11 protein-coding genes are annotated in these 12389 nt (G+C 66.7%); 1 reads left to right on the top strand and 10 read right to left on the bottom strand.

Annotation, left to right across the window (positions count from 1 at the left end; genetic code table 11):
- Positions 1 to 112 precede the first annotated feature (112 nt).
- Genes ITX31_RS11865 through ITX31_RS11820 form a run of 10 tightly spaced genes read right to left on the bottom strand, consistent with a single transcriptional unit; the run spans position 113 to position 9800 of the window.
- Positions 113 to 580, bottom strand: a complete 468-nt coding sequence (locus tag ITX31_RS11865) for an 8-oxo-dGTP diphosphatase (RefSeq protein ID WP_323745710.1) — start codon at positions 578 to 580, stop codon at positions 113 to 115.
- A gap of 35 nt (positions 581 to 615) precedes the next feature.
- Complete coding sequence (gene xerD / locus ITX31_RS11860; protein ID WP_228529321.1) at positions 616 to 1764, bottom strand: site-specific tyrosine recombinase XerD; 1149 nt, start codon at positions 1762 to 1764, stop codon at positions 616 to 618.
- An 8-nt stretch (positions 1765 to 1772) separates the two neighbouring features.
- On the bottom strand, positions 1773 to 2441 hold the full coding sequence (locus ITX31_RS11855; protein ID WP_194783659.1) for an NUDIX domain-containing protein: 669 nt from the start codon (positions 2439 to 2441) through the stop codon (positions 1773 to 1775).
- A 4-nt stretch (positions 2442 to 2445) separates the two neighbouring features.
- Complete coding sequence (locus ITX31_RS11850) at positions 2446 to 4140, bottom strand: CTP synthase (RefSeq protein WP_194783658.1); 1695 nt, start codon at positions 4138 to 4140, stop codon at positions 2446 to 2448.
- A gap of 18 nt (positions 4141 to 4158) precedes the next feature.
- Positions 4159 to 5883 carry a DNA repair protein RecN gene (recN, locus tag ITX31_RS11845; RefSeq protein ID WP_194783657.1) on the bottom strand — a complete coding sequence of 575 codons (1725 nt, stop codon included), beginning with the start codon at positions 5881 to 5883 and terminating at the stop codon, positions 4159 to 4161.
- Complete coding sequence (locus tag ITX31_RS11840; RefSeq protein ID WP_194783656.1) at positions 5880 to 6824, bottom strand: NAD kinase; 945 nt, start codon at positions 6822 to 6824, stop codon at positions 5880 to 5882. The genes recN and ITX31_RS11840 overlap by 4 nt, the downstream gene beginning before the upstream one ends.
- 22 nt (positions 6825 to 6846) lie before the next feature.
- Positions 6847 to 7719 carry a TlyA family RNA methyltransferase gene (locus tag ITX31_RS11835; RefSeq protein WP_194783655.1) on the bottom strand — a complete coding sequence of 291 codons (873 nt, stop codon included), beginning with the start codon at positions 7717 to 7719 and terminating at the stop codon, positions 6847 to 6849.
- A gap of 1 nt (position 7720) precedes the next feature.
- Positions 7721 to 7999: a hypothetical protein gene (locus tag ITX31_RS11830; RefSeq protein ID WP_194783654.1), complete on the bottom strand. Its 279-nt coding sequence runs from the start codon at positions 7997 to 7999 to the stop codon at positions 7721 to 7723.
- Between the two features lie 9 nt (positions 8000 to 8008).
- Entirely contained in the window at positions 8009 to 9004 is a 996-nt protein-coding gene (locus tag ITX31_RS11825; RefSeq protein ID WP_194783653.1) for an HAD-IIA family hydrolase, read from the bottom strand.
- Complete coding sequence (locus tag ITX31_RS11820; RefSeq protein ID WP_194783652.1) at positions 8997 to 9800, bottom strand: hypothetical protein; 804 nt, start codon at positions 9798 to 9800, stop codon at positions 8997 to 8999. Before ITX31_RS11820 ends, ITX31_RS11825 begins: the two co-directional genes overlap by 8 nt.
- A 156-nt stretch (positions 9801 to 9956) precedes the next feature.
- Here ITX31_RS11820 and ITX31_RS11815 point away from each other — a divergent pair, with 156 nt between their 5' ends.
- Positions 9957 to 10814, top strand: coding sequence for a hypothetical protein (locus ITX31_RS11815; RefSeq protein ID WP_194783651.1), 858 nt, complete (start codon positions 9957 to 9959; stop codon positions 10812 to 10814).
- Positions 10815 to 12389 lie beyond the last annotated feature (1575 nt).

Here is a 12389-nt window from a genome sequence, read left to right as displayed (position 1 = left end):
CGGCAGGCTCTGGCTCCGGAGGCCGAACCAGCTTTGGCGTGCACCACGTGCCGTCCGCTTTTTCCGTCGCAAACGGGCACCGAGAGAACCTGACCAACGGTCCCCTGCCAGCTCAGGTGGAGGAAAACACCACGCTGGCCACGCACTCGTTGTCCGGCGCCAGGGTGATGACGGCAGCGACGTAGTCGCCGTCGAGCACCCGCGGCAGCCAGTGCGCAGAGTCCTCCCACATCTGCGGGTACGGAATCGCGTCCGCCGCGTACCAGGCGGGATCGATTTCCGACGACGGCGCAGGCTCGCCCTGCCAGTTCCAGCTGCGATAGACAACGGTGGACATATCCCATTCGGGCTTTGAGGGAAAAACGAATTCGATGGTCCCGGCCGGTTCAAGATCGGCTTCGGCCATCGTGACCCCTGATTCCTCGAAGACCTCCCGGACCGCAGCCTGTTCGGGGCTCTCCCCCGGCTCCACATGCCCGCCGAGCGTGACAATGCGTCCAACACCGAATCCGGTCTTTTTTAGGCCAAGCAGTACTTCCTGCGCACCGTTGGGGCTTTCGCGCATGAGGAAGCACAGCACCACCGGGGTGGCGCGCGGTGCCCGGCCTGCCGGTTTCACAGTGCCCGCGGATGGGCTGCGGCGTAGACCTCCCGCAGCGTGTCGGCCGTAACCAGCGTGTACACCTGGGTTGTAGTGACCGAGGCGTGCCCGAGCAGCTCCTGGACTACGCGCACGTCCGCGCCGCCCTCCAGCAGGTGGGTGGCGAAGGAATGGCGCAGGGTGTGCGGGGAAACATCCCTGTCTATTTTCGCCCGGTCCGCTGCGGTCTTGAGGATCGTCCAGGCGCTCTGCCGGCTCAGCCGCCCGCCCCGCGCATTGAGGAACAGCGCCGGGGTGCCTTTCCCCTTGGCCGCTGCACCCGGCCGGCCGCGCACGAGGTACTCATCCAGTGCCCGCGCAGCGTAGGAGCCGAGTGGCACCAGGCGCTCCTTTGATCCTTTGCCGAACAGGCGGACGACGTCGGGGCCGTTGGCCGGGATGCGTTCGAGGGAGAGATCGTCGATGTCCAGGCCCACCGCTTCGCTGATGCGTGCGCCGGTGGAGTAGAGGAACTCCAGCAGGGCCCGGTCCCGCAGACCGGTGGGGGTATCCAGCGGAACGGCTTCCAGGATGCGCGTCACCTCGTCCACGCTGATGGCCTTGGGCAGGCGCTTGCCCGGAAGCGGCGGATGCACGTCTGCTGCCGGATCCTGTGCCGTCAGTCCTTCCAGTGCCCAGAACTTGTGCAGTCCGCGCACGGCGACGATGGTCCGGGCGGCGGAGCGCACGCTGAGGGCGGAGGCGCCGTCGGACCCCTCCGCGATGGACCGGGCAAAGGCAGTGACGTCGTGCCGGGTGATATCGGGAATGGCGGTGCGCCCGCCGGAGGAGAGGAAGCGCGCATAGCGCAGCAGGTCGCGGCGGTAGGCGTCGACGGTGTTGCGGGCCAGCCCGCGCTCCACGGCCATGTGCTGCAGATACGCTCCGATGGCACGGCCGACGGCGGTGGAACGGAGTTCCTCCTCCGCGGACCGGGAGCTCCGGGCGGCCGGCACGGCAGCCTTCGGCGTTTCCACCTGCGCCTGGGACGCGATGCCGTCCCGGTCAAGGACCAGTGTGGGGTTCAGCTGGCCGGCAAGATCCAGCTTTATGGTGTCATTGTGCCGCGGCACGGCGTTGGCGCCGTCCGTTCCGGCACTGGATGGAGGAACGTTTGACGGCATTGGTTCCCCTAGCGGACGGAACCGTTGGGCCAGGCGTGATGCTCCGAATGGTGTTCCGGCCACGGTGCGTCGCCCGGACGCAGGCCGGTGTAACCGGTATTGCGCGCCGCAGCAGCCGCGAGGACTGCCGCTGCCGCGGAGGGGCTGTGGATCCGCCCTTCCAGCACGGCTGTGACGGCGTCGTCGAGGTCCACCCACATCATTTTGATTTCCGCTTCCTCATGGAAGCGTTCGTGACGGTCTGCTTCGGGAATTTGGTGCAGGCTCCGTGCCAGGTAAATACGCAGCTCTTCACGCGAGGATCCGGGGGAAAGGAACAGATCAGTCAGGACGTTCCAGTCCTCTGCCACCAGGTCCGCTTCCTCAGCCAGCTCACGGACAGCGGCGGTGAGGTAGTCCTCGCCTTCAACGTCCAGAAGGCCGGCCGGGATTTCCCACAGCGTCATGCGCACGGGATGCCGGTACTGGTTGATGAGCAGGATTTGACCCTGCTCATTCATGGCCAGGATGGCCACGGCACCGGGGTGCCGGATGAAGTCGCGGACCAGGGGCTCGCCGCCGTCGGTCAGGGTGAACTTTTCGCTCAACACATCCCAAATGGGACCGCTGTAAACCACGGATGATTCAAGCAGCCGTCGCGGACTTTGTTCATCGGCGAGCCCCCAGTCCTTGCTCATGGCCTTATGCCTCCGCGCCCTGGTGTGCCAGCGCGGCCTTGATCAGGCCGGCGAACAACGGGTGCGGCCGGGTGGGCCGGGAGCTCAGTTCCGGGTGCGCCTGGGTGGAGACGTAGTACGGGTGGACCTCCTCAGGCAGTTCGACATACTCCACCAGCTGGCCGTCCGGAGAGGTACCGGAGAAGACCAGGCCGGCTTCGGCGATCTGTTCGCGGTAGGCGTTGTTGACTTCGTAGCGGTGGCGGTGGCGTTCGGCGACGGCGGTTCTGCCGTAAGTCTTGGCCACTACCGAGCCCTCGTCCAGCTTGGCGTCCCAGAGACCCAGGCGCATGGTGCCGCCCATGTCGCCTTGGCCTGCAACGATGTCCTTCTGCTCGGCCATGGTCGCGATCACCGGGTACTTGGTGTCCGGCTCGAATTCGCTCGAGGATGCGCCTTCCAGGCCAACTACGTTGCGGGCGTATTCGATGACCATGCTCTGCAGACCAAGGCACAGGCCCAGGGTCGGCATCTTGTTCTCGCGGGCAAACTTCAGTGCACCCAGCTTGCCTTCGAGGCCGCGGATGCCGAAGCCGCCGGGAACGCAGATGGCGTCCACGCCGTCGAGCGCCTTGCGGGCACCCTCTTCGGTAGCGCAGTCATCGGAGGGGACCCAGCGGATCTTGACCTTGGTGTTGTTGGCGAAGCCGCCGGCACGCAGGGCCTCGGTCACCGAGAGGTAGGCGTCCGGCAGGTCGATGTACTTGCCAACCAGTGCCACCTCAAGGTGGTGCTTCGGGTTGTGGACGGCCTCGAGCAGGCGGTCCCACTTGGTCCAGTCGACGTCCTTAAACTTCAGTCCCAGGTGCTGGACGATGTACGCGTCCAGGTTCTGGGAGTGCAGAGTCTTGGGGATGTCATAGATGCTCGGAGCGTCCGGGCAGCCGATAACGGCATCGACGTCGACGTCGCACATGCGGCCTATCTTGTCCCGCATGGAGTCCGGCACGGGCCGGTCGGAGCGGATGACGATCGCGTCCGGCTGGATGCCGATGGAGCGCAGGGCTGCCACCGAGTGCTGGGTCGGCTTGGTCTTCAGTTCCTGGGACGGGCCGATGTACGGCACCAGGGAAACATGCAGGAAGAAGACGTTGTTGCGCCCGACGTCCTGGCGGACCTGTCGGGCCGCTTCGAGGAACGGCTGGGACTCGATGTCGCCGACAGTGCCGCCGATTTCGGTGATGATGACGTCCGGAGCCTTCTTTGCCTCGGAGGGCAGGCGCATCCGGCGCTTGATCTCGTCGGTGATGTGCGGAATGACCTGGACTGTGTCACCGAGGTATTCGCCGCGGCGTTCCTTGGCGATGACGGTGGAGTACACCTGTCCGGTGGTCACGTTGGCGGACCCGTCGAGGCTCTCGTCGAGGAAGCGCTCGTAGTGGCCGATGTCGAGGTCCGTCTCAGCGCCGTCGTCGGTCACGAAGACTTCGCCGTGCTGGAAAGGGTTCATTGTGCCCGGATCCACATTCAAGTAGGGATCGAGCTTCTGCATGGTCACCGAGAGGCCTCGTGCCCGAAGCAGGTGGCCGAGGCTGGAAGCCGTCAGTCCCTTACCGAGGGAAGAAGCCACACCGCCGGTGACGAAGATGTGTTTGGTCGTAGAAGACGACTTGGGAAACCTGGAATTTGATCGCTGCACCACGGAATTCGAGCCTATCACCTTTTGTTGGTTGGGGTATTACTCACCGGGGACGGCAGCCGTCGCCAGCAGTTCCTCGGCGTGGGCGCGGGCCGACTCCGAGTCCTCGTGGCCCGCAAGCATCCGGGCCAGTTCCCTGATCCGGGCTTCGCGGTCCAGCACGACGACGTCGCTGGCGGTTACGCCGGTTCCGTCGCCTGCGGAGGAAGAGGTTTTAATCACGCGGATATGGTGGCCCGCGAAGGCCGCCACCTGGGGCAGGTGGGTGACCACAATCACCTGGACGTGCCGGGCGAGCATCGCCAGGCGGCGCCCGATTTCAATGGCCGCCTTGCCGCCGACGCCGGCATCCACCTCGTCGAAGACGAAGGTCGGCACCGGGTCCACCTCTGCCAGCACCACCTCAATGGCGAGCATGACCCGGGAGAGTTCGCCGCCGGAGGCACCCTTGCCCAGCGGGCGGGGCGGGGCGCCGGGGTGCGGCGCGAGCAGGAACTCAATGGCATCGGCGCCGTACGGACCAAGCTCACCGGTGGGCTCGACGTTGATCACGAGCCGTGCATCCGGCATGGCCAGGGCGGTCAGCTCTGCGCTGACGCGCTCCCCCAATTCGGCGGCGGCTTCGGTGCGCAGCTTGCTCAGGCCCTCTGCCTCGTCCCGCAGCCTGGCTTCAAGCTCGGCCAGTTCGGCCTCCAGGGATTCGATGCGGTTGCCGTCGTCCCCCAGATCGGCCAGGCGGGCCCGGCTGGTCTCGGCCCATTCCAGAACCTCATCGATGCTGGGAGCGTACTTCCGCACCAGAGTGGCAAGCTCAGCCCTCCGGGCTTCCACCTCGGCGAGCCGGCCGGGGCCGTCTGAATCCAGTGACGCGCTGTAGCTGGAGAGTTCAGCGGCGATGTCCGCGAGGATGTAGCCCACCTCGGCGAGCCGACCGGCTGCAGCAGCCAGTGCAGGGTCGTGTTCACCGGCCAGTTCCAGCTGGCGCTTGGCCGCGTCCACCAGCGAGGTGGCGTCCGATCCGTCGGAGAAATCCCCGGCAACCAGCGCGGCGTGGGCACCAACCGAGGCGGTGCGCAGTTCTTCGATGTTGCCCAGGCGCATGGCCTCGGTCTTCAGGTTCTCGTCCTCGGCCGGTTCGGGGGCGGCGGCGTCTATCTCCTCCAGCGACGCGGCAAGGTATTCGGCTTCGCGCAGGCGTTCCCGGGCGGTCTCCCGCAGCTCAGTCAGCTCCGCGGCCGCGGATCGCCACCGGTCGTAGCCCTGCCGGTAGGCGCTCATGGCCGCGTTCAGGGTTTCCCCGGCGTATTTGTCCAGGGCTTCCCGCTGGGCGGTGGTGCTCTTGAGCCGCAGCTGGTCAGTCTGTCCGTGGACGGCCACCAGGTGGCTGCCCACCTCTGCCAGTACGCCCACCGGAGCGGATCGTCCGCCCAGGTGTGCACGGCTGCGGCCGTCGGCGTTGACGGTGCGCGCCACGAGCAGTTCAGTGCCGCCGTCGTACTCTTCCAGCTCCGCACCAGCGTCCGCAGCGCGGACAACGGCAGGGCTGTCCGGCGAGAGCCGCACCACGGCTTCGGCCAGGGCGGACTTGGCGCCCGTGCGGACCGCACCGGCGTCCGAGCGGGCACCCAGCAGCAGCCCGAGGGCGGTGATGACCATGGTCTTTCCCGCGCCGGTCTCACCGGTGACCACGGTAAAACCGGAACCCAGCGTCAGCGTCGCATCGGTGATGACGCCCAGGTCCCGGATGCGGATTTCTTCGATCATGGGAGCACTCCTCCGCTCTCGGCTGCGTCTGCGGGGTGGTTTGCAGGTCCGCGCCAGCCCTGGGTGGGCAGCTGGAACTTGCGGACCAGGCGTTCGGAGAATGGTGTCTGGTGGGTTCGGGCAAGCCGGACGGGCATCGTGGACCGGGTGACTTCCACCCGGGCGCCCGGGGGCAGGTCCAGGCTGCGCCGGCCGTCGCACCAGAGCAGTCCGTAGGCGGCGTTCCGGGTCAGGATCTCCACCGCCAGGATCGAGTCCGGGGCCACCACGAGGGGCCTGGAGAACACGGCGTGGGCGCTGATCGGGGTGATCAGCAGTGCCTCCACCTCGGGCCAGACCACCGGTCCCCCGGCGGAGAAGGCGTACGCGGTGGAACCTGTAGGGGTGGCCATGACAACGCCGTCGCAGCCGAAGGATGAAATGGGGCGGCCGTCCACCTCCATGACTACTTCCAGCATGCGCTGGCGGTCGGCCTTCTCGACTGCGGCTTCGTTCAGGGCCCAGGTGTGGGCGAGCAGCGTGCTGTCCAGCCAGACCTTCACGTCGATGGTGAGGCGTTCCTCTACCGTGTAGGCACGGTCCACAACCCAGCCCACGGTCTTTTCCAGATCTTCGCGTTCACTTTCGGCCAGGAAGCCAACGTGGCCCAGGTTCACGCCAAGCAGCGGGACTTCGGTGTCGCGCACCAGTTCCGCGGCACGCAGGATGGTACCGTCGCCGCCCAGCACCATGCCGAGGTCAACATCGCCAAGCTGGACGTCTTCTCCGACAATCTCGGTGGGGACGGTGAGCTGTCCGTATTCGGCCTGGATGTCCTCAAGGTCCTTACGCCGCATCACCGGCACCAGACCGGCGGCGTGCAGCTGCGTGCAGACTTCCTGGGCCGCAGCCATGGCGGCCTTCCGGCCGGTGTGCGCGAGCACCAGTATCCGTCTGCTCATCTTCCAGTCCTGTTCTGCCCCGTTACGGAGCAAGTGTGTTGCCGTCCCGCCAGTCTTCTATGCCCTGCGGCGCCTCCGCAAACGCGGCCTGTCCGCCAAAAACGCGGTGGACCAGTGCCGATGCCGCTGCCGCACGCTCTGCGGTGTCATGGGGAGTCCCCTCCGGGACCGTCATCCACATAAAGAATTCCACATTCCCGTTCTGCCCGGGCAAAGGACTGCGGGCGATTCCGCTTATTTCCAGACCGGCGTCCAATGCCGCACCGGCCACCCGCTCCACGGCAAGCCGGTGGCGTACCGGATCGGTGACGACGCCGGTGCGGTTCAGCAGCTCCCTGCCCACCTCGAACTGGGGTTTCGCCATCAACAGCAGGCTGCCTCCCGGCCGAGTGGCAGCTGCCAGCGGCCCGATCACCAGGGTCAGCGAAATGAAACTCAGGTCGGCTACGGTGAGGTCCACGGTGCCGCCGATGTCCGCCGGCGTGAAGTAGCGGACGTTCATGCCTTCAAAGACGCGGACACGGGGATCCGCGCGCAGCGACTCGACCAGCTGGCCATGCCCTACGTCCACTGCTGCGACTTCGCGGGCCCCGGCGCGCAGCAGCACATCGGTGAAGCCTCCGGTCGAGGCTCCGGCGTCCAGGCAGCGCAGGCCGGCGGGGTCGACGCCCGGAAATGCGGCGAGTGCGCCGGCCAGCTTGTGCCCGGCACGGCTGACGTAGTCTGGTCCGCCGTCATCGGCCACGCTGAGCGGCTCGTCCGGCTGGATGGATGACGAAGCTTTGGTGAGTACCGTCTGGCCGCGCCGTACGCGGCCAGCCGCGATGAGCTTAGCTGCATGGGTGCGCGAACGTGCCAGGCCGCGGGTCACGAGTTCCTGGTCAAGCCGGGCCACGCTAGGGGTGCCCCTGTTCCGGACGCGGAACGGGACCGGGCGCCCCGCCGGACGGGAGCCGCGGGCCGGAGGCGGAACCGGCGCCCGGAACGGGATCCGGGGATCGGCCCGGCTCCTCATTCAGGGCAGCGAGCAGGCCGTCATGCAGTGCTCCGTAGAGCGCCGCATGTTCACCCACCGGGGTTTCGCCGGCGTCTGCCAAGCCGGACAGCACCTGGTCAACAGCCGGATCCCCGGTCAGGTCCGGTTTTGGGGTGTCCCCGCCAGTCTCTTCTTCCACGGGCACAGCCTAGCGTCCGGCACCGACAGTCCAGCGGACCTGCGGGTTCGTTGCCTCAACAGCCTCCGGGTGTTCTCCCCACCACGCGGCGCACGCAGCGCGCCACCCGTCCAGGTCCCCCTCGGGTGCCTCGACGAGCACTTCTTCTCCACTGACCCGTGCCGTGGCTGAACCGCAGCTAACTCCACCCTCAACGGCTTGCGAAGCCGGGTACGGCTCGTAGAGGGCTGACAGGGATGGGATGAGGAAGCCGGGCCGCTCCTGGGTGCGCGCGGCCAGCGCAGAGGCCGGGCTGTCCACGCCGGTGAGTACCAGGGCGGTCGCGTAACCGGCGTTGGTGCCGCCCAGGATGTCGGTGTCCAGCCGGTCGCCGACGACGAGCGGGCGTTCCACTCCCAGGTGGCGTGCCGCCGTCGTAAACAGCGGCGCTTCCGGCTTGCCGGCTACCACTGGACGCCGCCCGGTAGCGGCAGTCACTGCAGCTACCAGCGTGCCGTTGCCCGGGGCGATGCCGCGCGCCTGCGGTATGGACAGGTCCGTGTTCGTGGCGACCCACACTGCCCCAGCGGCTACGGCAAACGCTGCTTCGGCGAGGTCCTTCCAGCCGAGCCCGGGGTCGAACCCCTGGATCACCGCTGCGGGGCTGTCCTCGGCCGAGTCGACCGGAACCATGCCCTGGGCCCGCACCTGGTCCCTCAGCGTTGCACTTCCGGTGACCAGCACCTTGCTGCCGGCAGGCACCAGTCCGGCCAGCAGCTCCGCCCCGGCCTGCGCCGAGCCGAAAACATTCACCGCCGTGGCGGGTGCCCCAAGTTCACGCAGGTGCTCCGCGACCATTGCCGAGGAACGTGATGCATTGTTGGTGATGTATGCGAGCTTGATGCCGGCAGCCTCCAGACCCTGCAACGCCTCCGGCGCTCCGGGGATAGCGTGCGGGCCGGCATAGACCACTCCGTCCAGGTCCGCAAAAACCGCGTCGAAACGCCCCAGCAGCGGCTCAGTCATTGCTGTCCGCGCTCTGGCGGGCGTCGTCGTCGTCCTCGCTGTCCGCTTCGGCTTCTTCTGCACCCAGGACCGATTCGTGCTCATCGGTGGGCAGAGCGTCGGCGTCCTCGGCGTCGATGTCGGCAGGGTTAGCTGCGGTTTCGGGGCGCTCGGCGTAGTTCGCGGAACGGTCCTCCGCTTCGGCGTCGTGACCCGCATTCTCGCTGTCGCGGCGGAAGCGGGGCTTGCCGGCGGGCTCGTCGTCCTCTCCAAGATCCATGATTTCCGGCTCAGCGAATTCTCCAATGCCCAGAACACTCTCAGCCAGCAGTGCCTGGCGGCGCCACGGCTCTGCCTCGTTCCGGCGGCCTGCCAGCTCGAGGGCGTCGGCGTAGGCGCGGAAGAGCCTCGGGCTGTAGGAGAACGCGCGGTTCTTATCCAGCTGCGGAATCTCCAGGGCGCTGACCGCGGCGTCGTACTGCTCCATGTCCATCCGGGCGCCGGAGGCAACGATTGCGATGTCAACCTTGCCGGCGTTGTCCAGACCGGCGGCTTCCTCGGAGCGGACCAGGTCCAGCGCGCGGTCCGGGCGGCCCAAACCGCGTTCACAGTCCGCCATCATGGCCAGGTATTCGCTGGATCCGCTGATTCGGCGGTGAGTCCGGAACTCGCGCAGCGCATCACCGAACTCTCCTGCTGCATAGGCAGTCAGCGCTACGGCTTCACGGACTGCTGCAAGGCGGCCCCCTCGGCGGCTGGCTGCCAGGGCGTGCTGGAAGGCGAGCTCGGGATCTGCATCGATCAGGCGGCCGGCCATCACCAGGTGCTTGGAAACCCATTCACCGTTGACTTCCTCGAGGTTGCGCAGCTGGGCGCGGGTGACCTTGTCCAGTTCCTGGCCCGTGACGTCATCGTCGATTTCAGGTGAGCGTTCACGGCCGGCGCGGTTGGCACTGCGCAGGTCGCGGGCGTTGTGCTTGCGCTCGGTGACGGGCGCTTCCTCGGCGCTGTGGCGCTGCGGACGATCATTGGTCCGCTGCGGACGATCATCTTTGCGGAAGGGCTTGCGCTCCCCGTCGCGGGCCGGACGATCACCAAAAGGCTTGCGCTCACCGCGATCACTGCTGAAAGGCTTGCGAGAGCCGCCCTCTTTACTGAAAGGCTTACGCTCCCCATCACGAGCCGGACGATCAGAGTTAAAGGGCTTACGCTCACCACGATCAGAGTTGAAGGGACGACGTTCACCATCACGCGAAGGACGGTCAGAGCTGAACGGCTTACGCTCACCACGATCAGAGTTAAAGGGCTTACGCTCACCGTCGCGAGCCGGACGATCAGAGTTAAAGGGCTTACGCTCACCGTCGCGAGCCGGACGATCACCAAAAGGCTTGCGATCCCGGGAATCCCTATTGAACGGCTTACGATCGTCACGGCCAGCAAACGGCTTACGCTCACCCCGATCAGAGTTGAAGGAACCACGCTCACCATCACGAGCCGGACGATCACCAAAAGGCTTGCGATCCCGGGAATCCCTATTGAACGGCTTACGATCGTCACGGCCAGCAAACGGCTTACGCTCACCCCGATCAGAGTTGAAGGGACGACGTTCTCCATCGCGCGAGGGACGGTCAGAGCTGAACGGCTTACGGTCTCCCCGGTCCTTGCTGAACGGCTTACGTTCACCTTCACGAGCCGGACGCCCGGCAGAGGACTGCCTGTCGTTGTAGGACTTGCGCTGCGGGGGCTTACGATCGTTCGCGCGGGGGCGCCCCTGGCTGTCCCGATCTTCCCGGTTGTTCTGCTCGGACATGCTGAGTTCCTCTCGTCGTGAGCCGACCAACGGAATTTACTGCAGTCGCTCGTCACTATGTATGTGTAGGTGATTGGCAGGATCAGGCCTGCAAAAGTCATAGGGACCGCACGGGGTCCTTATCAATTCTAAGGCAGAGCGCAGCCTCCCCGCTCCGCCGGGCCGAGCCTGACCTGCAAAGCGCCGTGAAGCTCACCACTTCCCGCGAGCCTGCTCTGGGGCAGCAGCCTTCTGACGCGCGTGATTCGCACCCGAGTTTGCCATCGTTGCCCTTGGGACCCGCCCACTCTGCCTATGGGACCCACTCACGACCGTTCTTCCCACACATCGTGACAGTAGATAACCATGGGACACTGACCTGCCCCTGCTTCCCATCCGTCGTGCCGGGTGTGACCCGTGGGGGTGCGCGCTTGTCGTGATTCCCAGCTGTCGTGGCGCTTGACGCCTTGTGATTTCCCGCGGCACGGCAAATGACACAGGGGATGGGAATCTGGGGCGGGGTGCAAGACCAGAGATAGTGCCCGGTGGTGGGATCCAGGTCTGCACTGTCTCCGGACTTCGGACCACCTATTGTGGCGGTGGTTCCCAAGACGTTGTGGACGGCGGTACGTGTCGGGCTTCCGCGCGACCCATCTTCCCAGCGTCCGTGGCCGTTGATACCTGTGAGGCTCTGCACCCGCCGCGGTTCCCAGCCGTCGTGGCAGTAGTGGCCCATGAGACTCTGCAGCATCCGTGGTTCCCAGCCGGCGTGACGAAGGTGGCCCGTGAGACATTCCCCGGGGATGGTTCCCAACCGTGGTGACAGGTGTTGCCGCATGTGGCCTCGCTAGTCAGCAAATCTCACAGATGATGGGAAGCGCTGGCCTGGGGGCAGGAGCACGGATCCGGGACAGTTGCCGGTCCGGGCCGCCGCCCTGGGCGGGGCGCGGTGGCTGGAACGAGTCCTCGTGGCCGGGACGGCGACAGTGCTTCCCGCCCCGTCGTGGCGGAGGTGGCCCGTGAGGTTTTCCGGCTCCCGCGCTTCCCTACCGTCGTGGCGGATGTTGCCTGGTGTGGTCCAGGGGGTGAACGGATGTCACAAGGGGTGGGAGTCCGGGGCGGGCGGCGGTCCCTGGGCGGAGTGCGGCGGCCTGGAACGAGTCCTCGTGGCCGGGACTGCGACAGTGGTTCCCAGCCGTTGTGGCGGAGGTGGCCCGTGAGGCACTCCCCTGCGATGGTTCCCAACCGTGGTGGCGGTTGTTGCCAGGTGTGGTCCCGGGGGTGAACGGATGCCTCAGGGGGTGGGAGCCCGGGTCCAGGCTGCCGGCCGTGGACGGCAGCCCCGGGCGGAAACCACAGCCGGGCAAAAACCGCACCCGGGCAGAAGCCGCAGCCGGGCAGGACCGGCGCGGGCAAGGCATCAGCCGCGGGTGCCCGGTCCAGGGCCACAGGCCATGGTCCAGGGTGAGCGCACGGCAGCCAGACAAGACGAGAAGCCAGGGAAGGCAGGCAAGGCCCCCGGGGGTCGGCCCACGGGTCCGGGGTGGACCGGGGTGTTAAAGAGGTTCAGGCCCCGCAGCGCTGCGGGGCCTGAACCTGTCAATGATTGTCCGGCGG

The sequence above is a fragment of the Arthrobacter gandavensis genome, from assembly GCF_015355785.1.
GTDB lineage: Bacteria > Actinomycetota > Actinomycetes > Actinomycetales > Micrococcaceae > Arthrobacter_B > Arthrobacter_B gandavensis_A.
The sequence above is the reverse complement of the archived record's forward strand: the minus strand, read 5'-3'. Positions and strand labels throughout refer to the sequence as shown.